The sequence below is a fragment of the Methylocystis sp. genome (genome assembly GCF_021731785.1).
Taxonomy (GTDB): Bacteria; Pseudomonadota; Alphaproteobacteria; order Rhizobiales; family Beijerinckiaceae; genus Methylocystis.
In genome coordinates this window covers 1-25355 of sequence record NZ_JAKFWS010000026.1, presented here as the reverse complement: position 1 = coordinate 25355, position 25355 = coordinate 1, and the positions used below count along the sequence as shown (strand labels likewise).

Sequence of the window (25355 nt, the reverse complement as noted above, 5' to 3'; positions counted from 1 at the left end):
AGGAGCATCCGCGCGCGTTCGACCCGGCTCGCCGGTTCTGTCCGCGAACGCGCAAGCCTCATTAACTCCGCCAGGTCGCTCTCCGTAAACGCCAACTCGATCACTCGACGTGGAGCCGCCATGATCAACCTATCTCGTTCAGCAAATCGCTGAACAAGTGTATAAACGCAGCAGTGCTCCGACGGAATCCACCGCATATGAGCGGATTCAAGGAATCTGAGCACTAGGGACTCGCGGGCGCGAGCCTCTTATATGAAATTCGGCCGATCCGTTTGCTCGGAGAGTGTCATTCCCGGCAGGCCGAAGGCCTGACCGGGAATCCAGAGTCACAACAAGGATCAGCGATGTCGCTCTGGATCGTGCGCATTGCGCGCGTCGGGAATGACATCCGCGCCCGTTCAAACGGTTTCGTATTACTCACTTCGTCATGAAGACGTCCTTGCGCGGGAATTTCTCGAACACCGCTGGGTCCTGACCGAAATTCGTCGCGAGAATGTCGGTCGGATTGCCGGCGATCCATTGCGATAGATCGATCGTCTGATAATGGGCGTTGTTGAAGACGATGAGCACGCGCACCGTGTCGGTCCCGACATTTTCCAGCGAATGACCCATGCCCTGTGGAATATAGCCGACGTCGCCCTTCGACAGAGTCTCCTGGCGCCAGCGCCCTTTTGACCCAAAGAGCGTGACGCACAACTGGCCGCTCAGCACATATTGCCATTCGGAAGCGTTCGGATGCCAATGCAGTTCGCGAAGCGCGCCCGGCTCCATTTCGAGAACGACGCCGGTCATCGTCGTCGAAATCGGGAATTGCGATCCGTCGACGCGCCATTCGATTCCACCCGAAAACGTCTCGAAGGGCTTCTGCGAGAGAAGGCTGTATTTATGGGTGAGCGGCGGCGGCTTCCAGCCCTGCAGCGGTCGCGTGGGGGTCTCCGGCGGCATGTTTCCCCTGGCGAAATAGACTTCTTGCTTCGGGAAGCTGTCGAAGGTCGACGCCGGAACGCCGAAATTTTTCGCGAGCAGCTCCTTGGGCGCGTGGCCGATCCAGTCGCTGATGCTGAATGTGCCGAATTCGGAGAAATAGCCGTTGTCGAAGACGAGAACGAAATGGCACAGGTCCTTCCCCAGCGTTTCGATGACATGGCCATGGCCGCGGGGAAAATACCAAAGATCGCCGGGTTCGAAATCATTGGTCTCGGAGCAGCCCGCCGGGTCGATGACGGTGGTGCGCACCCGCCCCTCGGTGACGAAACCCCATTCGGCCGCGGTCGCGTGCCAATGCAGCTCGCGCATGACGCCCTGTTCCATGCGCATCGAGACGCCGGCGATATCCTTCGAGATCGGCAATTGGGCGACGGTCGCCTCCTTGCCGTAGCTCGCGCCGTCGACGCGCCCTGCCGATTTTTCGAGCTCGAACTTAAACGTCGGCAGCTCGGCGCCCGAGGTCGCCGGATCGGGGACGTTGTTGTGAAAGCTCGGATGTCCGCCTTCCGAGCTGATCGGGATCGTTAATTGGAACATTTACAAGCCCCGCTTCTAGACCTGGACCGAAAAGGATCGCGCCAGCGTATGACAAACGCAACTGACTGATTTGCATAGTAACGGCCAAACTTCGGCGCCACGCTGGCGTTCGGCGCGCTCGATCAATGTACGCGATTCGGCCCCGCCTGAAATTTTGTGCCCGAGAATTTACATTGGTGACAAAGGAACGCCCTAAGGCGAAAACCTCTCGCGGAGCACCCCATGTCCGGCCGTCGCCGGCGCCGCCAAGGAGAACAATGTGACGCCAGCGACGACGGCCGAGACGCCTGTTCCGCAGCGCGGCGATATGCGCCGGTCGGTGCATGTGCCCGAAGGCGGCGCATTTTTGCGGCGTCTCTTCATCTTTCTTGGTCCCGGCTATCTTGTCGCCACAGGCTATATGGACCCCGGCAATTGGGCGACGGCGCTGGCGGGCGGCTCGAAATTCGGCACCGCGCTGCTGTTTGTCGCCGTGCTTTCCAGCCTGATGGCGATCGTGCTCCAGTCACTTGCGGCGCGGCTTGGCGTCGGCGCGGAGCTGGATCTCGCGCAGGCTTGCCGGCGACATTATCCCTTTCCGGCCGCGGTCGGGCTCTGGCTCCTGGCCGAAGTCGGCATATTCGCGACCGATCTCGCGGAAGTGATCGGCACCGCCATCGGCCTGCAATTGCTGTTCGGCCTGCCGCTCGCGGTCGGCATTCTCATCACCGTGCTCGACACTTTTCTGGTGCTCGCGTTGGAGCGCGTCGGATTCCGCAAGATCGAGCTTTTCGTCGTGGCGATGCTGGCGCTGATCACCCTGTCCTTCACCGCCCAGCTTATCATGGCGCGTCCTGATTTCGCCCAGGTCGCGCAAGGGCTCATCCCGACGCGCCATTTTTTCACCGATCCCGAGATGCTCTACATCGGACTGGGCATCCTTGGCGCGACGGTGATGCCGCATAACCTCTTTCTGCACTCCTTCGTCGTGCAGACCCGCGCCGTGGCCGAGCCGCTCGAAAAGAAGCGCGAGGCTATTCGCTTCGCGGTGATCGACAGCACGCTGGCGCTGTTTCTCGCATTGTTCATCAACGGCGCGATACTGGTTCTCGCGGCGGCGGTCTTTCACGCGAGCGGGCATACCCAGGTCGCGGAGCTTGGCGAAGCTTACAGGCTGATCGCGCCGCTGCTCGGACAACCGATCGCGGCGACGCTTTTCGCCGTGGCGCTGATCGCCTGCGGATTGAACTCCACGGTGACCGCTACCCTCACCGGTCAGATCGTGATGGAAGGATTCGTGCGGCTGCGGATGAAGCCGGCGATGCGGCGCCTCATCACCCGCTGCATCGCCATCGCGCCGGCGATCGGGGTGACGCTTTACGCCGGCGAATCGGCGACGGCGCAGCTGCTGGTCCTGAGCCAGGTGGCGCTCAGCGTGACGCTGCCGTTCGCCGTTGTTCCACTCGTCGCCTTCACGGCGCAGCGCAGCGTCATGGGCGAACTCGTTGCGCCCCGGCGCACCACCGCGCTCGCGGCGATCATCGCGACGGCGATCATCGTGCTCAATGTGAAGCTGCTTTGGGACGCGGTGGCCGGTTGAGCGCGTCGTCGGCCGTGACAACCGCGCCATTGCCAAGCCGACGCATCTGGCTTAACTCGACGCAGTTTTTTGGAGCTGCGTCTATATGAAACTTCCCAATCAATTCTACCGTCCGCTCGCCATCGGGGCGCCGGCGCCTTTGCGTGAGCCGCCCGTCAAAGTCGAGCGGATGATCCATTTCGTGCCGCCGCATCTCGAAAAATTTCGCGCCAAGGTCCCCGAACTGGTCAAACAGGTCGACGTGGTTCTCGCCAATCTCGAAGACGCGATCCCGGCAGACGCCAAACAGGCCGCCCGCTCAGGCTTCATCGAAATGGCCAAAGCGACCGACTTCGGCTCGACCGGCCTATGGACGCGCATGAATGCGCTTAATAGTCCTTGGGCGCTCGATGACATGATCGACATCGTCGGCGCGGTCGGGAGCAAGCTCGACGTCGTCATGCTGCCCAAGGTCGAGGGCCCCTGGGACATCGCCTATCTCGACCAGCTTTTGGCGCAGCTCGAAGCGCGCCACGGCGTAACGAAGCCTATCCTCATTCACGCCATTCTGGAGACCGCGGAAGGCGTCAAGAACGTTGACGCGATCGCCGCCGCTTCGCCGCGCATGCACGGCATTTCGCTGGGTCCGGCCGATCTTGCCGCCTCCCGCGCGATGAAGACCACGCGCGTCGGCGGGGGCCATCCGGACTATAAGGTGATCGCCGACGCCGAGCCGGGACAGGGATTGCGCGCCTCCTACCAGCAGGACCTTTGGCATTATACGATCGCCAAGATGGTCGACGCCTGCGCCTCTGCCGGCATCAAGGCGTTCTACGGTCCGTTCGGCGATTTCTCCGACGCGCCGGCCTGCGAGGCGCAGTTCCGCAACGCTTTCTTGCTGGGTTGCGCCGGCGCCTGGTCGCTGCATCCGTCGCAGATCGCCATCGCCAAGAAGGTCTTCTCGCCCGATCCGCAGGAAGTCGCTTTCGCCAAGCGGGTGCTCGAAGCTATGCCGGACGGCACCGGCGCCGTCATGATCGACGGCCGCATGCAGGACGACGCCACCTGGAAGCAATGCAAGGTCGTCGTCGATCTCGCCAAACAGGTCGCCGCCAAAGACGCCGACTTCGCAAAGATCTACGGGTTGTGACACCGCCCGGCCAAGCGCGGCCAATTGACGGCCGTGCTTCGCCTGCGTTAGTAACAAGTAAGTAAACAGCGTGTTAAGGGCGCTTTTGAATGCCGCGAGAGAATACCGCCAAATTCGCGATCGGCCAGGTGGTCAAGCATCGCCGCTATCCTTTTCGCGGCGTGATCTATGACGTCGATCCGGTCTTCGCCAATACAGAAGAGTGGTGGCTGTCGATTCCGGAAGAGCTCCGCCCTCACAAAGACCAGCCATTTTATCATCTCTTCGCCGAGAACGCCGAAACTGAATATGTCGCTTATGTCTCGGAGCAAAATCTGCTGCCCGACGACAGCAACAGACCTGTCCGTCACCCACAAGTTGACGAAACGTTCGAGCGCGACGACGACGGCGTGTATCGCATGCGGGCGCCGAAACGCCACTGAAGCGTTCCAATCGAATGGCGCGGCAATAGCGGACTGCAAAAAAAAGACGCAGCCAACAGGATTGACGATCGCGCGAATCGCCCACATCTTGGAGCGAGGTCAACTTCTTCGCGGGAGAGACCGGCGCGTGCGCCGGCGCCGAAGGCGAAACCGCCCCGGAAACGCTCAGGCCAAAGGACCGCGACGAAGCATAACTCTGGAAAGCGGCGCGGCGCGCAAGCGTTTCGCCCACCGAAGGGCGTAACCTGACGCTTCGGCGCAGGGAAATCTCTCAGGTCACCGGACAGAGGGGGCGCGCGGCAAAGTTCGACTTTGCTGAGCAAGCCTTATTCCGCCGGAGTTGATGGTGACCGAACTCGACGTCGCGCCCACTGCGCCTTCCGCGCTGGCCAAACTTCCGCTCGACGCGCTGCATCGGCGGCTTGGCGCGCGCATGGCGCCTTTCGCCGGCTACGAGATGCCGCTGCAATACGAAGCGGGCATCGTCGCCGAAACGGCGCATACGCGGCGCGCAGCAAGCCTCTTCGATGTTTCCCATATGGGCCAGGCGATCCTCGCAGGAGCAGGCGTCGCGCGGGCGCTCGAAACCCTTGCCTCGGCGGATTTGATCTCGCTTGCGCCGGAGCGCACGCGCTACACGCAGCTTCTCAATGAGACTGGCGGCATTCTCGACGATCTCTTGGTCACGCGGCTGCCGGGCGTCGAAGAGCGACTGCTGCTTGTCGTCAACGCCGCGCGCAAGCAACACGATTTTGCGCTCATCGCCGCCGCGCTGCCGCGGTTCGATTTCAATCCCTTAGACCGCGTGCTGCTTGCTCTTCAGGGGCCGCGCGCGGCCGCGGTCCTCGGCGCACTCCTCCCCGGCGCCGAGGACCTTGCTTTCCTGGGCTGGCGCGCCTTCGATTTCGGCGGCGCGCCGCTCTTCGTGTCGCGCAGCGGCTATACGGGCGAAGACGGGTTCGAGCTGTCGCTGCGGGCTGAACATGCGGCAGACCTTGCGCATCTCTTGCTCGCGCACGAAGACGTGGGGCCGGCGGGACTCGGCGCGCGCGACGCCTTGCGGTTGGAAGCTGGCCTGCCGCTCTATGGCCACGACCTCGATGAGACGACAGATCCGGTCGAGGCGGGACTTGGCTGGTCGATCGGCAAGCGCCGACGCATCGAGGGCGGTTTCCCCGGCTACGCGCGCATTCGGCAAGGATTTGAGCTGGGACCTGCGCGCATGCGCGTCGGGCTGCTGCCGCGGTCGAAGGCGCCGCTGCGCGAAGGCGCCGCGCTCCATGCGCTCGAAGATGAAACTGTCGGTCACGTGACGTCGGGCGGTTTTTCGCCGACGCTGCAGCGCCCGATCGCGATGGGCTATGTCGCCATCAATCACGCAAAAGTCGGCGCGACGCTCTCGGCGACGCTGCGCGACAAACGCATCGAGGTCGACGTTGCGGCTCTGCCCTTCGTCGCGCATCGCTATTTCAGGACGCCGGTTGGAAAGGACGCGAGATGAGCGATCGCCGCTACTCCAAGGACCATGAATATGTCGCGCTCGAGGGCGACATCGCGACATTGGGCATATCGGATTATGCGCAGTCGCAACTCGGCGACATCGTCTTCATCGAATTGCCCGACGTCGGCAAGAAGGTCGTAAAAGGCAAAGAGATTGCGGTGATCGAAAGCGTGAAGGCGGCGAGCGAAGTGTATTCGCCGGTCGGCGGCGAAGTCGTGGAAGTCAATTCGCAGTTGGGCGAAACCCCGGCGCTCGTCAACGACGATCCACTTGGACGCGGCTGGCTCGTCAAGGTGAGAATCAGCGACCCTGGCGAATGCGCATCGCTGATGGACGCCGCCGCCTATTCGAGCTTTCTCAAGACGCTCTAAGCGCGAAGGAAAAGAACGATGCGCTACCAACCGCTGTCAGAAGCCGACAGAAGCGCGATGCTCGCGACGATCGGCGTTCCCGCCATCGAAGCGCTCTATGCCGACGCGCCGACTGAGACGCTGTTAGAAACGCCGCTCGACCTGCCGTCCGGCAAGTCGGAGCTCGACGTCGAGCGCTTCTTCTCCCGCCTTGCCGCGCGCAATCTTCCCGCCTCGCACGCGGCGTTTTTCGTCGGCGCCGGCGCCTATAAGCATCACATTCCCGCAAGCGTCGATCATCTCATTCAACGCTCGGAATTCCTGACGAGCTACACGCCCTATCAGCCCGAAATCTCCCAGGGCACGCTGCAATATCTCTTCGAGTTCCAGACCCAGGTCGCTCTGCTGACAGGCATGGATGTCGCCAACGCCTCCATGTATGACGGCTCCACCGCCACCGCCGAAGCCGTGCTCATGGCGCATCGTCTGACGAAGCGGCGCAAGGCGCTGCTTTCGGGCGGGCTGCATCCGCATTACGCCGAGGTCGTGCGCACCGTCTCGCGCCTTGCCGAAGACGACGTCGAGACCATGGCGCCTGACGTTCGCGCCGTTGAAGATCTCATCTCGCGCATCGACGACACGCTCTCTTGCGTCGTCGTGCAGACGCCCGACGTGTTCGGCAATCTGCGCGACCTGACGAAGATTGCGGAAGCCTGCCATCGCAATGGCGCGCTGCTCATCGCCGCGTTCACCGAAGCCGTGTCGCTTGGCCTCCTCAAATCGCCCGGCGCAATGGGCGCCGACATCGTCGTCGGCGAAGGCCAGTCGATCGGCAATTCGCTCAATTTCGGCGGACCTTACGTCGGACTCTTCGCCACGCGGCACGAATTCCTGCGGCAGATGCCCGGCCGGCTCGCCGGCGAAAGCGTCGACGCCGACGGCAGGCGTTCTTATGTGCTGACGCTGTCGACGCGCGAGCAACATATTCGGCGCGATAAGGCGACATCGAACATCTGCACCAATTCCGGCCTCTGCGCGCTCGCCTTCACGATTCATCTGACCTTGCTCGGCGAAGCCGGGCTGACGCGTCTTGCGCGCGTCAATCACGCCAACGCGGTTCTGCTGGCAAAGATGCTGGCGGAGGCGCCAAGGGTCGAAGTGCTCAACGAGACTTTCTTCAACGAGTTTACGCTGCGCGTCGATGGCGACGCCGCCGAGCTTGTCGAGAACATGGCGACGCGCGGCGTTCTCGCCGGCGTTCCCGTCTCGCGGCTCTTCCCAGGGGCGGGGCTCGACGATCGTCTCATCGTCGCCAGCACCGAAGTCAATACGGATGAGGATCGCGCGGCTTTCGTCGCGGCGCTCAAGGAGTCGCTCTGATGCTCGACAGACCCGCAATCGTCGAACCGCTCGACGACGACAAAATTCCCGCGACCTTCACCGGCAATCGCGGGCTTGATCAGGAAGAGCCGCTGATCTTCGAGATCGGCCGCCTCGACGCGACCGGAGTCGATATCGGCGCTCCCGCGCCGGTCGAAACCCGGCTCGGCGCGCTCGAGCGCAACGCGCCGATCGGTCTTCCGGGCCTCACCGAACCCGAGACGATGCGCCATTACGTGCGTCTGTCGCGCAAGAATTATTCGATCGACGCCGGACTCTATCCGCTCGGCTCCTGCACGATGAAGCACAATCCGCGCAGCAATGAGAAGATCGCGCGTTACGAGGGTTTCGCCGACATTCATCCGCTGCAGCCGCAATCGACGGCGCAGGGCGCGCTGGAGCTGATGCAGACGCTCGCCGATTGGCTGATGAAGCTGACCAACATGCAGGCAGTGGCGCTGTCGCCGAAGGCCGGGGCGCATGGCGAACTCTGCGGCATGATGGCGATCAAATCCGCGATCGCCGCCAAAGGCGAAGGCACGACGCGCAATGTCGTGCTCATTCCGCAGTCCGCGCATGGCACCAATCCGGCCACCGCCGCCCTGCTCGGCTTTTCGGTGCGCGTTGTCCCGGCGGCGCCGGACGGCACGGTGCGCGCGCAGGCGGTCAAGGACGCGCTCGACGACGACGTCGCCGCGATCATGCTGACCAACCCGAATACTTGCGGGCTGTTCGAGCGCGAGATCGTCGACATTGCCGACGCGATCCACGCGGCCGGCGGCTATTTCTACTGCGACGGCGCCAATTTCAACGCGATTGCCGGCGTCCTGCGGCCGGGCGACTTCGGCATCGACGCGATGCACATCAATCTGCACAAAACCTTCTCGACGCCGCATGGCGGCGGCGGACCTGGCGCCGGCCCGGTGGTACTCTCGGAACGTCTCGCGCCTTTCGCGCCGGTTCCCTTCATCCGCCGCAAGGGCGACTCATTGCAGCTCGTCGAAGACGCCGAGGGCGCGCAGAGCTTCGGCCGTCTCACCGCTTTCCACGGCCAGATGGGCATGTTCGTGCGGGCGCTCGCCTATATGCTGGCGCATGGCGGCGACGGGGTCGCCCAGGCCTCGAAAGACGCCGTGCTCGCGGCGAACTACGTCCGCGCGTCTCTGCGCGACGTGATGACGCAGCCGTTCGGCGATCGCATCTGCATGCATGAAGTCCTGTTCGACGACGGCTGGCTGCGCGGGACCGGCGTAACGACGCTCGATTTCGCCAAGGCGATGATCGACGAAGGCTATCATCCGATGACGATCTATTTCCCGCTGGTCGTGCATGGCGCGATGCTGATCGAGCCGACGGAGTCGGAATCGAAGGCTTCGCTCGATCTCTTCATCGCGACTCTGCGCGATCTTGCGCAAAGCGCCAAGGCCGGAGACATGACGCGCTTCGCCCAGGCCCCGCGGCTCGCGCCGCGCCGGCGCGTCGACGAAGCGCTCGCTGCGAGAAAGCCGGTGCTGCGATGGGAGGAGAAAACGGCGGCGATTTAGGAGCGGATCGTTGAGGATGGAAACGCATTGCGAGTCCGTCTCATACCAACGCCGCTTGATGCGTTCGCTTGGCGTGTCATTCCCGGCAGGCCGAAGGCCTGACCGGGAATCCAGAGCAACGCTGCGAAAGATTGGTTCTTTCTGAATTCCCGATCGCGCGCGAAGCGCGCGTCGGGAATGACTCCGAGCCGCTTAACAGACGTGACGTCAATATGTCGGCGGCGCGGTGCGCGGCGGCAGAATCGGCAAGACGACCTCGGGCTGCCGCCCGGTCAGCGAATTCAGAAACGCGACGATCTTGTCGGTCTCGTCCGCGCCGAGCGCGACGCCGAGCTGGCTTTCGCCCATCACTGCCACGGCCTTCTTCAAATCGTAGGTCGCGCCGGTGTGGAAATAGGGCGCGGTCAGTTCGACATTGCGCAGCGAGGGAACCTTGAAGGCGTATTTGTCGGCGACCGCCTTGGTGACCGCGAAGCGGCCCCAGTCGTCCGGCGGCAGATATTCGGGCGGCGGCTGTTTGACGACCCCGAAGCGCGCATACATGCCGCCGCCGACATTGACGCCGTTGTGGCAGGTCGCGCAGCCCTTCTCGATGAAGAGCTTCAGTCCGTCCTTCTGCGCGTCGGACAGGGCCTGATCGTCGCCTTTGAGCCAGCGATCGAACGGTGAATCCGGCGTGATCAGCGTCGCCTCGAACAGCGCGATGGCGCGGCCGATATTGTCGTAAGCGACGGGATCGCTCTGTTCGGGAAAAGCCTGTTTGAAGGCCGCGACATAACCGGGGATTCCCCTGAATTGCTCCACCGCGCGCTGTTTCGCCGCCGCGTGTTCGGTCGGATTGATCGGCATCGGTCCGCCGCGCGTTTTCAGCATCGCCTTGGGATTGGCCATCACCGAATTGACCACCTGATCCGAAAGATCGGCGGCGCGCCCATCCCAATATTGGGACTTGTTGAAAATGGCGTTCATCACGGTGAGCACTTCGCGGCCGGCGAGCTGCGCGTTATGACCCCCGGAGAGGGCGCCGCCGTCGACGCCGCCCATGCTCAGATTGTGACAGGCGGCGCAGCTCATATCGCCGCTGCCGGAAAGCCGCGGCTCGAAGTAAAGCATCTTGCCGAGCGCGAGTTTTTCCGGCGTCGCGGTCTCTCCGGGAATCGCCGGCGGCGCTGACGGAATCGGCTGGAAAAGCTCCTTCGCCCGATCTCGCAGGCTGGCGTCGGCGAGCGCCGGGCCGCCGACAAGGAGCGCGACAAGAGAGGCGATCAGCTTAAGACGCATGCGGCGGTCACCTGGATGGAAGCGGGCGTGAGAGACTGAAGCTTATAGCACGGCTACAACCGCTCGCGGCTAGATGCGTTCTGCGGCGGCGAAGCGTCACAGTCACTGGCTCGCCCAGAGAATGCGCGCCATCCAGCTCACCTCGTCGCGGGGAATCGTGCGGTCGGGATAGGCGGGATTGACCGAACGCAGTTCGATGGTTCGCGCCGTCTCGCGCTTCAGCTCCTTGGCCATGATCTCGCCCGATGTGGTCTTGACGACCACCCGGTCGCCGCGCCGCACCGGCGCGGCGGGCGAGACGATCACCACATCGCCGTCGCGATAGAGCGGCGACATGGAGTCGCCGGTGATCTCCAGCGCATAGGAATGTTCGTCGGCCCCGGCGAGCACGTCGATCTCGTCCCAGCCGGCGCCGGTGGCGAAGCCGGCGTCGTCGAAGAAGCCGCCGACTCCGGCCTGGGCGAGGCCGATCAGCGGCCGCGTATGGCGCAACCGGCCGGCGGCGCTGTTCGCCGTCACCAGCGACATGAATTCATCGAGCCCGGCGCCGGTCGCGGCCAGCACCTTGGCGATCGATTCGGTCGACGGCCAGCGCTGGCGCCCGTTCGTCGTCTCGCGCTTGGAGCGGTTGAAGGTGGTCGGATCGAGGCCGGCTTTGCGCGCCAGGCCCGATGGCGTCAGGCCGTATCGCTCGCCGAGCGCGTCGATCGCCGCCCAAATCTGGGCATGGGTGAGGATATCGGACATCGGCCGGCCGCGAATCGGAAGAATTTCCTAGCCGTTAGGAATATATCTATTAACTATGCCGCACAATAGGAAATCCATGCTGCGGCTTGGCGCGCATGAGGCCAAGCGCCATAACCTCTTCTTGCTGTGCGATCTTTTTATCGCGCTCTAACCCGCCGGGTTCCATGCCGCCTTCGCTCGAACCCGCCTCGATCGGCGCGCGCCACCCGTTCCTCCGCTTCTGGCTCGGGCTTTTCGCGACCATCATCGTCGCGGGGGGCGCCGCCCTGGCCGCGGCTGCGATCCTTGGGGTCGGCGAACTTCTGTCCCTTCTGAGCCGCCTGCCGACGCCGACGCCCCAGACCGCGGCGGTGAGCGCGATTTTCGCGGCGACCTATCTCGTGCTGGCGATCGGCAAGCTGCCCTACTATCGGCTCGACCGCGCCGGCGGCGCCCTGCTCGGCGCGAGCCTGATGATCGGCGTCGGCGCCTTGAGCCTCGACGAGGCCTATCGCGCCGTCGACTTCGACGCGATCACTTTGCTGCTCGGCATGATGATCGTCGTCGCCAATCTGCGCCTTTCCGGCTTCTTCCGCCGCGCCGCCGACTGGCTGGCGGATGTCGCCCGGCGTCCAATATTTCTGCTCGCGGCGGTCGCCGCGACGACCGGATTCTTCTCCGCCTTTCTGGTCAATGACGCGATCTGTCTCGTCATGCCGCCGCTGGTCGTGGATCTGGCGCAACGGCTGAAGCGCGATCCGACGCCCTATGTGCTGTCGATCCCGCTCGCCTCCAATGTCGGCAGCGTCGCCACGATCACCGGCAATCCCCAGAATATGATTATCGCTACCGCCTCGGGGATTTCCTACGGCGATTTCACTCAAGCGCTCTGGCCCATCGCCCTCAGTGGCGTCGCGCTGACGATTCTTTTCGTGGCGCTCGCCTTCCCGCGCGAATTTTTCTCGCGCGACAAGCTGACGCCGATCGATGCGCCGCCGCGCCCCTATCATCGCGCGCTCGCCTCTAAAGTCCTGCTGATCACCGCGGCGATGATCGCGCTTTTTTTCGCTGGCGTTCCGCCCGCCAAAGCGGCGATCGTCGCCGGCGGGCTGTTGCTGCTCACGCGACGCGTAGGCTCAAGAAAGATCTACCGCGAAATCGATTGGCCGCTGCTTTTGATGTTCGCGGGACTCTTCATCGTCGTCGGCGCATTCGACAAGGCGGTGCTGACGCCAGGAGAGATCGCGGAAGTCGGACGGCTCAGACTCGATGACGCGTCGACGCTGGCGCTCGTTTCGGCCGTGTTGTCCAACATCGTCAGCAATGTGCCGGCGGTTCTCGCGCTGAAGCCGTTCATCATCGGACTGAGCGATCCGAAACGGGCCTGGCTGATCGTGGCGATGGCCTCGACGCTCGCCGGCAATTTCACGCTTGTCGGCTCGATCGCCAATCTCATCGTCGTCGAACGGGCGCGATCGCTTGGCGTGAGAATAGGCTTCTGGACCTATTTCAAGGTCGGCGCGCCGCTGACCATCGCGACGATCGCGCTTGGACTTTGGAGGCTGTGAGGAAGCCCTACCCCTCCTCCTCGCTCTCTTCCGCGGCGCGTCCCGATATGCGCCGGCGCGCATGTTCGCGTCTGATCTTTCGGTTGCGCTCCGCCTGCCGCACGCGCGCCGCCTCATTGGACGGCTGCAGCAGCTTGCGGAATTCGTCGCGCTTTTCATGGATCGAGGCGATGACGTAGCCCATCGGCACGCCGATATCGACGAGCACGGTCTCGGCGAGCTGCAGACTTGCTTCGACCGTTTCGGGAATGGCGTCCGTCGCGCCAAACTTATAAAGCTCGGTGGCGTGATGCGCGTCGCGGGCGCGCGCGACGATCGTCAGATCGCCGCGAATCTCATGCGCGAGACGGACGATCTCGCCGGCCGCATGGGCGTTTTCGATCGTCACGACCAGCGCGCGCGCCTGCTCCAGCCCGCAGCGCATCAGGAAATCGCGCCTTGTGGCGTTGCCCCAGTAGATTTCGACGCCGTCCTCACGCGCCTCGGTCACGAGCGACACGACGCTTTCGATCGCGACGAAGGGGATGTCGTGGCGCTTCAGCATTTCGCCGACGAGTCCGCCGATCCTGCCATAGCCGACGATGACGACGCGGTTCTCGGCGATTTCGGCGGTGGGTGCGAGATCGGCGTATTGTTGTTCGTCCTCCGCTTCCGTCGTGGGCGGCGAGAGCGCCGCGCCGAGGCGCCCGAGCCACGGAATGGCGAAAATGCTGATCGTAACGACGATCATGGCGTCGGCGCCATAGTGACCCGGCAGCACGCCGACCGCCATCGCCGAGGTCAGCAGCGCGAAGGCAAATTCGCCGCCGGGCGCCAGCAACAGCGCCGCCTCCACGGCGGGCAGCCAGTCGACGCCAAAAAGACGCGCGAGAGCGAAGATGATCGCCCCTTTAAGGGCGACCAGCCCCCCAGCGTAAACGAAGATCGGCAAGGGGTCGGCGGCGACCGCGCCGATATCGAGGCCGGCGCCGACCGAAACGAAGAAGAGGCCGAGCAGCAGGCCCTTGAACGGTTCGATCGTCACCTCGACCTCACGCCGAAATTCGGTCTCGGCGAGGAGCAGTCCGGCGATGAAGGCCCCGAGCCCCATGGAGAATCCGGCGGCCGCCGAAAGCGCCGCTTCGCCGATGACGACAAGCAGGCAGGCGGCCATAAAGAGTTCGGTCAACTGCACGGCCGCGACCATGCGAAACAGCGGACGCAGCAGCAGCCGTCCGATGAAGATCAGCGCGCCCATGGCGATGAAGGCGCGCGCGAAGGCCCAGGCCGCCTGTTCGGCGGTAAAGCCGCCGGTCTTGGCTTCGGCAAGCGCCGATACCAGAAACAGCGCCGGCGCCACCGCGAGGTCCTGCAGCAGCAACACCGAGAAGGCGACGCGCCCAGAGGTCTTGTTCAAGCGCCGCGCCTCGGCGAGCACCGGCAGAACCACCGCCGTCGACGACATGGCGAGCGCAAGGCCCATCAGCAGCGCCGGTCCAAGCTGGACGTGGAAGTAATAGTAGCCCACCGCCGCGAGCACGCCCGCGCAGACCACCACCTGCGCCAGCCCCAGTCCGAAGACGAGCCGTCGCATGCGCGCAAGCCGTTCCCAGGACAGCTCCAGGCCGATCATGAAGAGGAGGAACACGAGGCCGAATTCGGCGAGATCGGAGACACCCTCGCCATTGGCGATGGTGACATAGCGCGCCCATTCATGGTCCTGCGCGAATCGGCCGAGGCCGAACGGCCCGAGCGCCGCGCCGGCGAAGAGAAAGCCCAGCACAGGCGAAAGCTTGATGCGATGAAACAGCGGCACGACGACGCCCGCCGTGGCGAGAAAGACCAGCGCCTCTCGATAGGATTCAAGATGTAAGGAGTTGGTCATGCCGCCTCGTCGCCCGCGCTCGTCCGCGTGCATGTTAAATGGATCACGCGGCGATTAGGCGATAAAGACAGCAAGAGTCGCGCCGCCGGGCAAGCCGGTGGCGTCTGGGCGTTACAATTTGAAGCGATCGGCGCGACAGCTGCGCTCTATTCGTCGGCGTCCTGCGCCTTGTCCGACGCTTTGGCGCCAGCTGTGGCCGTTGCTCTTCGCCACGTCTCGCCCTTGCAGATCACGCCCCACAGGCAGCCTTTGAGAGTGAGTTCGTTGCCGGACTTCAAGGTGATGACGCCGTCATAGACGTTGCCGTCTTTGGTATTGTACAGCTTGCCGCGCCATTCCTTGGGGCCGCTCTTTGACGCGCCGCGCAGGATGACTGTGCCGACCGCGTGCTGTTCCTCGGCGTTTCGAACCGAAACCAGTTTCGCGCACAGCAGGCCGCCGCAATCATAAAAGCTGAACTGCTGACCGGCTTCGGGACGCAGCCAGATTCCGAAGGGTTCGTTTCCGGCTTGAGCGACAGGCGCGTAAAAGAGCGCAGCAAACGTGGCGGCGGCGAAGCGTCGCCGCCAGGGAAGATCGAAGACGCTATCGGTCTTCATTCAATCGCTCCATTATCGATGGCGACAAGCATAGAGGCTGGCGCTGCTCATTGTCGAATCTTCGGCCCCGGGCGGGCCTCAATATGACGGCGGGAACTGAGCCGCGGGAACTGAGCTGAATGGCGGATTAGAGCCCGAGAAGCCGCTCGTAAACCTGCAACGTTCTCCGCTGCATCTCCTCCACCGAGAAGCGCTCCTCGATGTTTCGGCGCGCCCTCAGCGCCAATTCGTCCCGCGCCGAGGCTTTCATGCTCAGCGCTTCGGCGATGGCCTCGGCCAGGGCGACCGGATCGCCGGGCGGCGTCCGCCATCCCGTCGCGAGATGGCGCGGGGTCTGCGGCGGCGCCAGAACGATTTCCGGCGCGGCGCCGATGTCCGAGATGACCGCCGGCGCGCCCATTGCCTGCGCCTCGACGGCGATCCGCCCGAAAGCCTCCGGCTCCGTCGCCGGCGCGACGGTGACGGCGGCGGCGAGATAGGCGGCGGGCATATCTTCGCAGTAGCCGACGAGGCGGACGACGTCCCGAAGTCCGGCGCGCTCGATCTGCGTCTCGAGGGCGCCGCGAAAAGCGTCGCTATGCGGGTCGCCGACGAAAACGACGCGCAGGTCCAAGAAGCCTTCCTTGATCAGGCGCTTGACCGCCTCAAGCAGAACCACATGACCCTTGCGCGCCGAAAGCCGCGAGGGCAGCAGAATGACCCGATCATAGGGCGCTACGCCCCACGCCGCCCGCAAGCGTTCGACGCGGCGCTGGCCGACGGCGCTGGGCGAGAAGACGCGCAGGTCGGCGCCGCGGGGAACGATCACGATGCGTGAGGCGCTTTCCGGATGCAGGTCCCGAATGCGCTGCGCGGCAAATTCCGAAATCGCGATCACGGCGTCGCCTGCCGCCATGATGGCGTTGTAGCGCTGCTTGATTACCGACGACCCGCCATAGGCGCTGTGATAGGTCGTCACGAGCTTCGCGCCGGTCAGTCGCGAAGCGTAATAAGCCACCCAAGCGGGCGCCCGCGAGCGGGCATGCACGATGTCGACGCCTTCGTCGCGGATAATTCGCGCCAGCTGCACCGAATTGAGCGCCATCGCGAAGGGATTTTTGGTCGCCGCCGGAAACGGCGCCCAGACTCCGCCCTTGGATTGCAATTCGCTGACCATGCGTCCGCCGCGCGACGCGACGAGACAGCGCGCGCCGACGCGGCTCAAAGCCTCGGCGACGTCCACCGTCGCACGCTCCGCCCCGCCCGACTGGAGGTCGGGCACGATTTGCAAGATCGTTCGACCGGCCAGTGGTTGCTCGGCGGAGACGATCGGGGCGAGCGGTTGCGACATCGCTAGGGGGTAATGCGGGCCTCGGACAGAATCGTCCGGCCCTCGCATTCTGTTGCGAGATTCTTTACCAACTATGAGCAGAACGCCTAATTTCATAATCACGGCTCCTTAGACCTTAAGCGGATGCACGCGCCGGACGCTCTCGACTTCCTCGACATTCCCAATCCGGTCGGCGGCGCCTGGCGCATCGCTCGGCGCTTGCGCCCCGCCACGGCGGCGGGCGCAAAGGCCCCCGGCCTGGTCTGGCTCGGCGGCTTCGCCTCCGATATGGACGGAACCAAGGCGAGCTTTCTCGACCAATGGGCGCAGGCGCGCGGGCGCGCCTTTCTGCGCTTCGACTATTCCGGCCACGGCCGCTCGGAGGGGCGTTTCGAGGACGGCTGCATCGGCGACTGGCTGGAGCAGAGCCTCACCGTCTTCGAGCGCTCGACGCAGGGGCCGCAGATCGTCCTCGGCAGTTCGATGGGCGGCTGGATCGCCCTGCTTTTGGCACAGCGGCTGGCGGCGAAAGGCGAGAGCGCGCGGCTCGCCGGACTCATTCTCCTCGCCCCCGCGGTCGATTTCACCGAGGCACTGATGTGGGAGTCCTTCGACGCGGCGACGCGCCGCGAACTCATGGAAAAGGGCGTTTTGCTTGCCAAGGAGCCGGATCACGGGCCGGTCACGCGGCGGCTGATTGAAGAGGGACGCCATCATCTGATGCTCGGCGGCCTCATTCGCGCTTATGCGCGCGTGCATATTCTGCAGGGCATGCGCGATGAAGCTGTGCCCTGGCGCCACGCGCTGACGATCGTCGAACATCTGAACGCCGATCCCGTGACGCTGACCTTCATCGCCGACGGCGACCACCGGCTGTCTCAGCCCGAAGACCTCGCGCAGCTCGCCGCCGCCATTGAGACGATGAGCGCGCCGCCGCCGGGCGCGCCGCCGCCTACTCTCTTTGACTGAAGGCCGGAGCCGCGCGACGGCGCGGCCGCGCCGCGCTTGACACCTCCGCCGGCCCCATCGATGTTGCCGAACGAAATGTTCGGCATATCGAACGCTTAGGAAGATCGCTTGTCCATAGTGTCAGAGGCGCGGCCGGCCTGCGGCGAGGGCTTGGCGCCGAAAACCGTTGTTTTTGACCCGGACCGCCCGCTTCTGACCGACGGGGGCGGCCGCATTGCGCCGCTCGCCATCGCTTATGAGACCTATGGCGCGCTGAACGCCGCGCGCAGCAACGCCATCCTGCTCTGTCATGCCCTCACCGGCGACCAATATGCGGCGGGCGTTCATCCCGTCACTGGCAAGTCCGGCTGGTGGGACGCGATGGTCGGCCCCGGCAAGCCCTTCGACACCGATCGCTATTTTCTGATCTGCTCCAATGTCGTCGGCGGCTGCATGGGCACGACCGGGCCGTCGTCGACCAATCCGGCGACCGGCAATCCCTATGGGCTCGACTTCCCCGTCGTCACCATCCGCGACATGGTGCGGGCGCAGGCGATGCTTATCGATCAACTGGGGATCGAGACGCTGTTCTGCGTCGCCGGCGGCTCGATGGGCGGCATGCAGGTGCTGCAATGGGCGGCGAGCTATCCGAAGCGGGTGTTTTCGGCCATGCCGATCGCGACCGCCGCCAAACATTCCGCGCAGAACATCGCCCTTCACGAAGTCGGCCGGCAGGCGGTGATGGCCGATCCCGATTGGCGCTCGGGGCGCTATCAGGAGCAGGGCGTGCGGCCAGAGAAGGGTCTCGCGGTGGCGCGCATGTCAGCGCATATCACCTATCTCTCGGAAGCGGCTTTGCAGCGCAAATTCGGCCGCAAGCTGCAGGACCGCAGCGCGCCGACCTTCTCCTTCGACGCCGATTTTCAGGTCGAGAACTATCTACGCTATCAGGGACTCGCCTTCGTCGAACGCTTCGACGCCAATTCCTATCTCTTCGTCACCCGCGCCTGCGACTATTTCGATCTCGCCGCCGATTATGGCGGCTCATTGGCCATGGCGTTCAAGGACATCAAGACGCGTTTTTGCGTCGTCTCCTTCACGTCGGACTGGCTCTATCCGACATCGGATTCGCGCGCCATCGTTCATGCGCTCAACGCCGGCGGCGCGTCGGTGTCTTTTGTCGAAATCGAATCAGACAAGGGACACGACGCCTTCTTGCTGCATGAACCGATGTTTATTGCGACGACCCGCGGCTTCCTCGACTCGGCCGCGGCTGCGCGTGGCCTCGCGGCTCACGGAAACTCGAAATGAACTTCACGCCCGCGGGGGAGCCGACCCGGCCGCTCGATCAACCGCGTCTCGATCTCGCGGTCATCACGGAGATGGTCGCGCCCGGCGCGCGCGTTCTCGACGTCGGCTGCGGCGACGGCTCCTTGCTGCAGCTTCTCGCCCAAAAAAAAGGCGTCGACGGCCGCGGCGTCGAACTCTCGCAGCGCGGCGTCAATGAATGCGTCGCCAAGGGACTTTCCGTCATTCAGGGCGACGCCGACACCGACCTTTGCGACTATCCGGACGACGGTTTCGACTATGTGATTCTCTCGCAGACGCTGCAGGCGACCAGGCGTCCGCGCGCGGCGCTCGCCAATATGCTGCGCATCGGACGTCGCGCGATCGTTTCATTTCCGAATTTCGGCTATTGGCGCGTGCGCGCCCAACTCAGCCTGACCGGCCGAATGCCGGTGACCGGCCACCTTCGCTATCGATGGCACGACACGCCGAACATTCATCTTTGCACCATTCGCGACTTCGTCGAACTTGTCGACGAACTCGGCGCGCATATCGAGCGGGGAGCGGCGCTAGACCGCGCCGGCGCGCCGATCCGCTTCAACGCCCCCTGGTGGGTCTGGAATCTTTTCGGCGAACAGGCGGTGTTTCTTTTGGAGCGCGGCGGCAAACGGGCCTGACTCATGCGACGGTTTGTCCCGCGTCACTCGTCTTTCGCCGTGTGACGGTTCGCGTTAGCCTTCCTATCGGCGGCATTATCGAACACGCGCAGGAGGGAGCGGCGGCGCCTCCGCTTCGTTGTCGCGTCATTCATTGAATGACGCGCATGATCTGCTGCGCTTCGAAAAAGGATGCGCGAGCTTGACGATCGATACCGGCCGCGCGGCGCAACGCTATGACGCCGTCCGGCGAAAGGGACGGGCGGATTCGCGTGCGTCTTTGCCGGTGGGCCCCGGCGAACTACGCAAAGCGTCGCTCTTCGCGGATGTCGACGAAGGGACGTTGTCGCGGCTCTCCGCCGACGCCAGGATCGAGTCGCTCCAAAGCGGCGAAACGCTTTTCCAGCAAGGCGCTGGCGTCACGGACCTCTCATTCGTTGTCAGCGGCTATGTAAAGCTGATGCGCGTCGCGCGTTCCGGAGCCCAAACGCTCATCGGCATTCGTTCGGCGGGCGAAATGATTGACGAAGCGCCCACGGCGGCCAACGAGATCCACACGGTCTCCGCGGAATCGGTCGGCCCCACGAAAGTGCTCACGCTCCCCGCGACGCGCTTCGCTTGGCAGCTCAAGGAATCGCCCTCGCTCTGCGTCGCGTTGATGCGGCACTCCAAGGAGAGCGTTGCGCGGCTCGTCGATGAGATCGAGTCGCTCAAGAGCCAGAACGCCGATCAGCGCCTTGCCCATTTCCTGCTCGCCCATTGCCCGGCGGGAGAGGACCGGTGCCGCTTCCGTCTGCCCTATGACAAGCGCCTCATCGCCGCGCGTCTTGGCGTGAAGCAGGAAACGCTGTCACGCGCCTTCGCGAAACTGCGTGCTCATGGCGTGCGCACGGAGACGCGCAATGTCCACGTCGAAAGCGTCTCGCATCTCGCCGACCAATGCGTTTGTCTCGGCGCGCGCGCCGGCTTGGCGTTCAAGCGCCGTAACGCCGCGAAGCGGCACGACGCCGCCTAGAGCGCGACGCTTTGGTGTCGAGACTATTCTATAAGGTTTTGAAATTAAATAATATATTCGCGGTATCGGCGGTTCCCGAAGGCGGCGTGATTGGATGAGCCGGCCCGCCTTTTTTTTAACGCGCACATTCACGCGCCCGCAAATGGCGGATAAGCTTGCCGCTGTCGACCGAACCCCCTGCGTCGCAAATTCGGCGTAGGCCCATGGTCAATTGCGCAGATGCATTTATCGGGGAATCGCCATGATCGCACACAAGACGATTGGATTGGTCCTTTTATGCGCGCTCGCGCCCGTCGCCGCTCAGGCGGGAGCCAGCAGCGGCTCAAGCGCGCTGGCGCTTTCGGCGATCGTCGGCGAATTGTCGCCTCAAACGAGCCCCCTCTACAAAAAACTTCTCGCCGTCTTTTTGAGCGGCAATGCCGTAGCGCCACACCCCAAAGGTCTCCGCATCGCGGTTAAAGCCGATGCGATCGATTGCCGCGCCGGCAATGTCGATATCACGTCTCGCGCCTGTGCGCTGACCTTCGGCGCAAAGAAGATCGAATTGAGCAGCCGCAAGGCGCATGAGCTCTATGCGACCTTGATCGAGAATGGCGTCGTGCTGGAAGGCGCGGCTGGGACATCCCACGCGTCGATCACGGCGCTCGACTGCATCGTCGACGCCGATGAAGTCGCGGAAAAGGCCGGCGGCGGCGCGCGCTGCGCATATAATCCCTAGAGAGGGGGGCCGCTTGTCTTTGGCGCGACTTTGTTTGACAAGGCGCGTTCAGCGACAGGAGCTTGAAGATGGCTGCGCCGGGCGTCACGGTCTTTGTTTGCGTTTCCTGCCGCGACGGCGAGGACGCTGACCTACGCCCCGGCGCGCTTTTATTGGAAGCGCTGCGTATGCGGCTTGACGAGCGCAACCTCGATATCGCCGTCGAGCCGGTGGAATGCCTCGCGGTGTGCAAGCGCCCCGCGACGGTCGCCTTCGCCGGCGCCGGCAAATGGACCTATGTCATAGGCGATCTTGAGGGTGCCCATCTCGACGAATTGATCGACTCGGCGCAAAGCTTCGCGGCCGCCGGCAACGGCATCGTCGCCTGGAAGGACAGGCCGGCGTGCTTCAAGAAGGGCGTGGTGTCGCGCACCCCGCCGGTTCCGTAGGGCGCGCCGCGAAAAACGGACCACTCAATTCGTCCGCATGTCGGCGATGCCGTCCAAATGCAGCGTGATCTAAGCGTTATTTCGCCGCCTGCGCCCGTTCGATCGCCTGGGAGATGAGCGCGCGGGCTTCGGCGGCGTCGCCCCAGCCGGCGACCTTCGCCCATTTGCCGGGCTCGAGATCCTTGTAGTGGACGAAGAAATGTTCGATCCGACGCCAGGTCATCTCCTGGAGGTTGGTGTAATTCTCCACATCGACGTAGCGTTGCGTCAGCCGCGCGGCGGGCACGGCGACGATTTTTTCGTCGCCGCCGGCTTCGTCCGTCATGCGCAGCACGCCGATCGGCCGAACCGCGATGACGGCGCCCGGCGCCACGGGACGCGTATTGGCGACGAGCACGTCGCAGGGATCGCCGTCGTCGGATAGCGTGTGCGGAATGAAGCCGTAATTGCCCGGATAGCGCATCGCCGTATAGAGGAAGCGATCGACGAAGAGAGTGCCAGAAGCTTTGTCGAGCTCATATTTGATCGGCTCGCCGCCAAGCGGCACTTCGACGACGACATTGACTTCGTGAGGCGGGTTCACGCCGATCGGTATGGCGTCGAGACGCATTCAAGTGCTCCCATGAGATATCGACCGCGCGGCGAGGACATTTCGCCGGCGCATCGCTTTGCGCATCCCTTAGATTGTTCTTTAAAGCGAAAGCGCTGCCCGCCTGGCGGCGGCGTTCTTGCCGCAGAACCGCCGCGCGCTCAGCGCACCGGCGCCGAAACGAAACCGAAGGCGACGCGCGTCAGCATGTCCGAGCCGAAGCGCTCCTCGGCGCGGCGCACGGTCTGGCCGCCGAGGCCGCGATAGAAGGCGAGCGCCTTGTCATTGTCGGCGAGCGCCCAGACGATGGTGGAAAGAAAGCCGTGCTCGGCGAGTTCGCGGCGCGTGGCGTTGAACAGGCGCCGCCCGAAACCAAGACCTTGCTGCTCGGGCGTCAGATATATTTCGAAAATCTCGCCGGAATAAGGCATCGACGGCACGCGGTTTCGGCCATAGGTCGAGTAGCCGACGATATCGTCGTCAAAGTCGAGCACAAGCAGGCCGGTGCCGCGCACGATCGCCGAATGCCACCAATTGGGACCGCGCCGGGCGATCATCCGTTCAAGCTCTGCGCCTGGGATAACGCCCCGATAGGCGGAGCGCCACGAGGCGTCATGAACGCGCGTGATCTGTTCAGCGTCTCCCGGACGCGCGTGGCGGATGGAGAATGCGGTTTTGACCATGCTTGGAATGTTAGGTCTCCTACATTCGTTTCGGCAAGGGCCATAAGCGTCTCGGATGCAAAAATTTCGGCTGGCCGAGACGCTCATCCGCTCGGCGTGGCCGCCGTTTACGCGAGATTGAAAAAGCGATGACGCGGCGCTTGCGGCGCATGCCCCTCTTGCGTTAGTCTTGCCGCCGATTGCGGCCAAGAGCCGCCGGAATGGGAAGAGATCGTTGCCTTACGCAACCGCCTCTGCGAATGTTGCTGCGACGCCTTCGCGCGCGCGCGGATTCGCGCGCCTGTCTTCCCTGCCGCTTTTCGGCCTGCTGCTTCTTAGTCGCCCCTGAGCGCCCGACGGGCTCACGCCCAGGCCTTCAGGGGACATGTCATGCAGTCACGACAAGAGCCCCCGAGGGGGCGCGGCAAAAAGCAGGATCCAAAACCGATGAACCATCCGTCACAGCCCGGCGCCGTCGCAGATAACGACGGGCGCGTTCTGATCTTCGACACCACCTTGCGCGACGGCGAGCAATCGCCCGGCGCCTCCATGACTCTCGAAGAGAAACTCGAGGTCGCGGATCTGCTCGACCAACTGGGGGTCGATATTATCGAAGCCGGCTTCCCGATCGCCAGTCCCGGCGATTTCGAGAGCGTCCGCGAAGTGGCGCGGCGGGTGAAGAATGCCGCCGTCGCCGGACTGGCGCGCGCTTCGGAAAAGGACATCGACCGTTGCGCAGAAGCGCTGCGGGAAGCGAGGCGTCCGCGCATCCACACCTTCATCTCCACTTCGCCCGTGCATATGAAATACAAGCTCCAGATGGAGCCGGAGCGAGTGTTGGAGATGGTCTCCGCTTCGGTGACGCGCGCCCGCAACCATGTCGCCGACGTCGAATGGTCGGCGGAAGACGGCACCCGCACGGAACTCGATTTTCTCTGCCGCTGCGTCGAGGCCGCGATCAAGGCCGGCGCGACGACGATCAACATTCCCGACACCGTCGGCTACATCACGCCGGGGGAATATGAGCTGCTGTTCCGCACCGTGCGCGAACGCGTGCCAAATTCCGACAAGGCGATCTTCTCGGTGCATTGTCACGACGATCTGGGACTGGCCGTCGCCAATTCGCTCGCCGGCGTGCGAGGCGGCGCGCGGCAGGTCGAGTGCACGATCAACGGCATCGGCGAGCGGGCGGGCAACGCGGCGCTCGAAGAAGTCGTGATGTCGATGAAGACGCGCGGCGATGCGCTGCCGTTTTACACCCATATCGACGCCAAGCTGTTGACGCGCGCGTCGAAGCTTGTGTCGGCCGTAACATCCTTTCCGGTGCAGTACAACAAGGCGATCGTCGGGCGAAACGCTTTCGCACATGAGAGCGGCATCCATCAGGACGGCATGCTCAAGAATGCGTACACGTACGAGATCATGACGCCCGAAAGCGTCGGCGTCTCCAAGACGTCGCTCGTCATGGGCAAGCATTCCGGCCGTCACGCCTTCCGAGAGAAGCTGAAGGAGCTCGGCTATGATCTCGGCGAGAATGCGCTGGAGGACGCGTTCAACCGCTTCAAGGATTTGGCCGACCGCAAGAAATTCGTCTACGACGAAGATCTAGCCGCGCTGGTCGACGACGAGATCGTCAACGCGCACGATCACATCAAGGTCGAGGCGCTGATGGTGATGGCCGGCACGCATGGCCCGCAGTCGGCGGCCCTCACGCTCGACATCGGCGGCCAGAAGTTGACGCATCAGGCGACCGGCAACGGCCCTGTCGACGCCATCTTCAACGCCATCAAGGCGCTCGCGCCGCATGAAGCGACGCTGGAGCTCTTCCAGGTCCATGCCGTCACCGAAGGCACCGACGCGCAGGCGGAGGTTTCGGTGCGTCTGAGCGAAAACGGTAAGTCGGTGACGGGCCGAGGCGCCGATCCCGATACGCTCGTCGCTTCGGCGCGCGCGTATGTGTCAGCGCTCAACCGGCTGATCGCCAAGCGGGCGCGCACTAAGCCCGAAGCGATGCAGGCGATCTAGGGTCCTTAGCGCAGGAAAGCTCCCGCCGGCTAACGACCGGCGGGAGGCTTTGCATCGCTGTGCGCGAGCGGCGCAGAGTAGGCGCGCCGATCAAAATTCCACGCGCAGCGATCCCATAATATTGCGCGGCGCGCCAAAGGAGCCCGCCGAACGATTCGGGAAGTTCGACGTTCCATAGACATAGATCTGGTTCAGCAGGTTCTCGGCGTTGACCTGCGCCGTCACGAAGGTCGGCCCGAGCTTGAAGCGAT

23 protein-coding genes and 1 riboswitch are annotated in these 25355 nt (G+C 63.9%); of the genes, 15 read left to right on the top strand and 8 right to left on the bottom strand.

Going from position 1 to position 25355, the window contains the following annotated elements; genetic code table 11:
• Positions 1–417: 417 nt before the first annotated feature.
• On the bottom strand, positions 418–1524 hold the full coding sequence (locus QZ964_RS05545; protein WP_292529718.1) for a cupin domain-containing protein: 1107 nt from the start codon (positions 1522–1524) through the stop codon (positions 418–420).
• A 259-nt stretch (positions 1525–1783) separates the two neighbouring features.
• Between QZ964_RS05545 and QZ964_RS05540 the strand changes: the two genes are divergently transcribed.
• The 7 genes from QZ964_RS05540 (at position 1784) to gcvPB (ending at position 9429) form a co-directional block, all read left to right on the top strand.
• Positions 1784–3103: an Nramp family divalent metal transporter gene (locus QZ964_RS05540; protein WP_292529716.1), complete on the top strand. Its 1320-nt coding sequence runs from the start codon at positions 1784–1786 to the stop codon at positions 3101–3103.
• 85 nt (positions 3104–3188) lie between these two features.
• On the top strand, positions 3189–4232 hold the full coding sequence (locus QZ964_RS05535; protein ID WP_292529714.1) for a CoA ester lyase: 1044 nt from the start codon (positions 3189–3191) through the stop codon (positions 4230–4232).
• 89 nt (positions 4233–4321) lie between these two features.
• Positions 4322–4654 carry a heat shock protein HspQ gene (hspQ, locus tag QZ964_RS05530; protein ID WP_292529712.1) on the top strand — a complete coding sequence of 111 codons (333 nt, stop codon included), beginning with the start codon at positions 4322–4324 and terminating at the stop codon, positions 4652–4654.
• Positions 4655–4755: 101 nt separating this feature from the next.
• Positions 4756–4845: riboswitch (glycine riboswitch) on the top strand.
• 152 nt (positions 4846–4997) lie between these two features.
• Positions 4998–6155, top strand: a complete 1158-nt coding sequence (gene gcvT, locus QZ964_RS05525) for a glycine cleavage system aminomethyltransferase GcvT (RefSeq protein ID WP_292529709.1) — start codon at positions 4998–5000, stop codon at positions 6153–6155.
• Complete coding sequence (gcvH, locus tag QZ964_RS05520) at positions 6152–6526, top strand: glycine cleavage system protein GcvH (protein ID WP_292529707.1); 375 nt, start codon at positions 6152–6154, stop codon at positions 6524–6526. Before gcvT ends, gcvH begins: the two co-directional genes overlap by 4 nt.
• An 18-nt stretch (positions 6527–6544) precedes the next feature.
• The gene (gene gcvPA / locus QZ964_RS05515; protein ID WP_292529706.1) at positions 6545–7885 is read left to right on the top strand and encodes an aminomethyl-transferring glycine dehydrogenase subunit GcvPA; all 1341 of its coding nucleotides are present in this window, start codon (positions 6545–6547) and stop codon (positions 7883–7885) included.
• Positions 7885–9429 carry an aminomethyl-transferring glycine dehydrogenase subunit GcvPB gene (gcvPB, locus tag QZ964_RS05510; protein WP_292529703.1) on the top strand — a complete coding sequence of 515 codons (1545 nt, stop codon included), beginning with the start codon at positions 7885–7887 and terminating at the stop codon, positions 9427–9429. Before gcvPA ends, gcvPB begins: the two co-directional genes overlap by 1 nt.
• 207 nt (positions 9430–9636) lie before the next feature.
• Here gcvPB and QZ964_RS05505 read toward each other — a convergent pair whose 3' ends face one another.
• Positions 9637–10710, bottom strand: a complete 1074-nt coding sequence (locus QZ964_RS05505) for a cytochrome c peroxidase (RefSeq protein WP_292529701.1) — start codon at positions 10708–10710, stop codon at positions 9637–9639.
• 102 nt (positions 10711–10812) lie between these two features.
• A complete protein-coding gene (locus QZ964_RS05500; RefSeq protein ID WP_292529698.1) occupies positions 10813–11457 on the bottom strand; it encodes a helix-turn-helix transcriptional regulator in 645 nt (214 codons plus the stop codon).
• A 164-nt stretch (positions 11458–11621) separates the two neighbouring features.
• Between QZ964_RS05500 and QZ964_RS05495 the strand changes: the two genes are divergently transcribed.
• Positions 11622–13004 carry an anion transporter gene (locus QZ964_RS05495; protein ID WP_292529696.1) on the top strand — a complete coding sequence of 461 codons (1383 nt, stop codon included), beginning with the start codon at positions 11622–11624 and terminating at the stop codon, positions 13002–13004.
• 7 nt (positions 13005–13011) lie between these two features.
• Here the strand turns inward: QZ964_RS05495 and QZ964_RS05490 are convergent, their stop codons facing one another.
• From QZ964_RS05490 to QZ964_RS05480, 3 genes are all read right to left on the bottom strand, one after another.
• Complete coding sequence (locus QZ964_RS05490) at positions 13012–14868, bottom strand: cation:proton antiporter (protein WP_292529694.1); 1857 nt, start codon at positions 14866–14868, stop codon at positions 13012–13014.
• Between the two features lie 146 nt (positions 14869–15014).
• Positions 15015–15467, bottom strand: a complete 453-nt coding sequence (locus QZ964_RS05485) for a DUF2147 domain-containing protein (protein ID WP_292529691.1) — start codon at positions 15465–15467, stop codon at positions 15015–15017.
• A 127-nt stretch (positions 15468–15594) separates the two neighbouring features.
• On the bottom strand, positions 15595–16797 hold the full coding sequence (locus QZ964_RS05480; protein WP_292529688.1) for a glycosyltransferase family 4 protein: 1203 nt from the start codon (positions 16795–16797) through the stop codon (positions 15595–15597).
• Between the two features lie 123 nt (positions 16798–16920).
• Here QZ964_RS05480 and QZ964_RS05475 point away from each other — a divergent pair, with 123 nt between their 5' ends.
• The 6 genes from QZ964_RS05475 to QZ964_RS05450 all read left to right on the top strand — a co-directional run bounded on the left by QZ964_RS05475 (position 16921) and on the right by QZ964_RS05450 (position 21828).
• Positions 16921–17745, top strand: a complete 825-nt coding sequence (locus QZ964_RS05475) for an alpha/beta fold hydrolase (protein ID WP_292529686.1) — start codon at positions 16921–16923, stop codon at positions 17743–17745.
• Positions 17746–17862: 117 nt separating this feature from the next.
• Positions 17863–19035: a homoserine O-acetyltransferase gene (locus tag QZ964_RS05470; RefSeq protein WP_292529721.1), complete on the top strand. Its 1173-nt coding sequence runs from the start codon at positions 17863–17865 to the stop codon at positions 19033–19035.
• A complete protein-coding gene (metW, locus tag QZ964_RS05465; RefSeq protein ID WP_292529684.1) occupies positions 19032–19688 on the top strand; it encodes a methionine biosynthesis protein MetW in 657 nt (218 codons plus the stop codon). Before QZ964_RS05470 ends, metW begins: the two co-directional genes overlap by 4 nt.
• A gap of 181 nt (positions 19689–19869) precedes the next feature.
• On the top strand, positions 19870–20682 hold the full coding sequence (locus tag QZ964_RS05460; protein WP_292529682.1) for a Crp/Fnr family transcriptional regulator: 813 nt from the start codon (positions 19870–19872) through the stop codon (positions 20680–20682).
• A 241-nt stretch (positions 20683–20923) separates the two neighbouring features.
• Positions 20924–21400: a hypothetical protein gene (locus QZ964_RS05455; protein ID WP_292529680.1), complete on the top strand. Its 477-nt coding sequence runs from the start codon at positions 20924–20926 to the stop codon at positions 21398–21400.
• 68 nt (positions 21401–21468) lie between these two features.
• Positions 21469–21828, top strand: coding sequence for a DUF1636 domain-containing protein (locus tag QZ964_RS05450; protein ID WP_292529679.1), 360 nt, complete (start codon positions 21469–21471; stop codon positions 21826–21828).
• Positions 21829–21904: 76 nt separating this feature from the next.
• Here QZ964_RS05450 and ppa read toward each other — a convergent pair whose 3' ends face one another.
• Both ppa and QZ964_RS05440 read right to left on the bottom strand, forming a co-directional pair.
• Positions 21905–22438 (bottom strand): inorganic diphosphatase, encoded by a 534-nt coding sequence (gene ppa, locus QZ964_RS05445; RefSeq protein WP_292529676.1) that lies wholly within the window; start codon positions 22436–22438, stop codon positions 21905–21907.
• Between the two features lie 140 nt (positions 22439–22578).
• A complete protein-coding gene (locus QZ964_RS05440) occupies positions 22579–23100 on the bottom strand; it encodes a GNAT family N-acetyltransferase (RefSeq protein ID WP_292529674.1) in 522 nt (173 codons plus the stop codon).
• A gap of 426 nt (positions 23101–23526) precedes the next feature.
• Between QZ964_RS05440 and QZ964_RS05435 the strand changes: the two genes are divergently transcribed.
• On the top strand, positions 23527–25104 hold the full coding sequence (locus QZ964_RS05435) for a 2-isopropylmalate synthase (RefSeq protein WP_292529672.1): 1578 nt from the start codon (positions 23527–23529) through the stop codon (positions 25102–25104).
• Positions 25105–25355 lie beyond the last annotated feature (251 nt).

Coding starts and splice junctions, on each gene's coding strand:
- gcvPB (WP_292529703.1), top strand. CDS start 7,885: ATGCTCGACAGACCCGCAATCGTCGAACCGCTCGACGACGACAAAATT.
- hspQ (WP_292529712.1), top strand. CDS start 4,322: ATGCCGCGAGAGAATACCGCCAAATTCGCGATCGGCCAGGTGGTCAAG.
- QZ964_RS05440 (WP_292529674.1), bottom strand. CDS start 23,100: ATGGTCAAAACCGCATTCTCCATCCGCCACGCGCGTCCGGGAGACGCT.
- QZ964_RS05480 (WP_292529688.1), bottom strand. CDS start 16,797: ATGTCGCAACCGCTCGCCCCGATCGTCTCCGCCGAGCAACCACTGGCC.
- QZ964_RS05485 (WP_292529691.1), bottom strand. CDS start 15,467: ATGAAGACCGATAGCGTCTTCGATCTTCCCTGGCGGCGACGCTTCGCC.
- QZ964_RS05500 (WP_292529698.1), bottom strand. CDS start 11,457: ATGTCCGATATCCTCACCCATGCCCAGATTTGGGCGGCGATCGACGCG.
- gcvPA (WP_292529706.1), top strand. CDS start 6,545: ATGCGCTACCAACCGCTGTCAGAAGCCGACAGAAGCGCGATGCTCGCG.
- QZ964_RS05495 (WP_292529696.1), top strand. CDS start 11,622: ATGCCGCCTTCGCTCGAACCCGCCTCGATCGGCGCGCGCCACCCGTTC.
- gcvT (WP_292529709.1), top strand. CDS start 4,998: ATGGTGACCGAACTCGACGTCGCGCCCACTGCGCCTTCCGCGCTGGCC.
- QZ964_RS05455 (WP_292529680.1), top strand. CDS start 20,924: ATGATCGCACACAAGACGATTGGATTGGTCCTTTTATGCGCGCTCGCG.
- QZ964_RS05475 (WP_292529686.1), top strand. CDS start 16,921: ATGCACGCGCCGGACGCTCTCGACTTCCTCGACATTCCCAATCCGGTC.
- QZ964_RS05535 (WP_292529714.1), top strand. CDS start 3,189: ATGAAACTTCCCAATCAATTCTACCGTCCGCTCGCCATCGGGGCGCCG.
- gcvH (WP_292529707.1), top strand. CDS start 6,152: ATGAGCGATCGCCGCTACTCCAAGGACCATGAATATGTCGCGCTCGAG.
- QZ964_RS05545 (WP_292529718.1), bottom strand. CDS start 1,524: ATGTTCCAATTAACGATCCCGATCAGCTCGGAAGGCGGACATCCGAGC.
- QZ964_RS05490 (WP_292529694.1), bottom strand. CDS start 14,868: ATGACCAACTCCTTACATCTTGAATCCTATCGAGAGGCGCTGGTCTTT.
- ppa (WP_292529676.1), bottom strand. CDS start 22,438: ATGCGTCTCGACGCCATACCGATCGGCGTGAACCCGCCTCACGAAGTC.
- metW (WP_292529684.1), top strand. CDS start 19,032: ATGAACTTCACGCCCGCGGGGGAGCCGACCCGGCCGCTCGATCAACCG.
- QZ964_RS05505 (WP_292529701.1), bottom strand. CDS start 10,710: ATGCGTCTTAAGCTGATCGCCTCTCTTGTCGCGCTCCTTGTCGGCGGC.
- QZ964_RS05435 (WP_292529672.1), top strand. CDS start 23,527: ATGAACCATCCGTCACAGCCCGGCGCCGTCGCAGATAACGACGGGCGC.
- QZ964_RS05450 (WP_292529679.1), top strand. CDS start 21,469: ATGGCTGCGCCGGGCGTCACGGTCTTTGTTTGCGTTTCCTGCCGCGAC.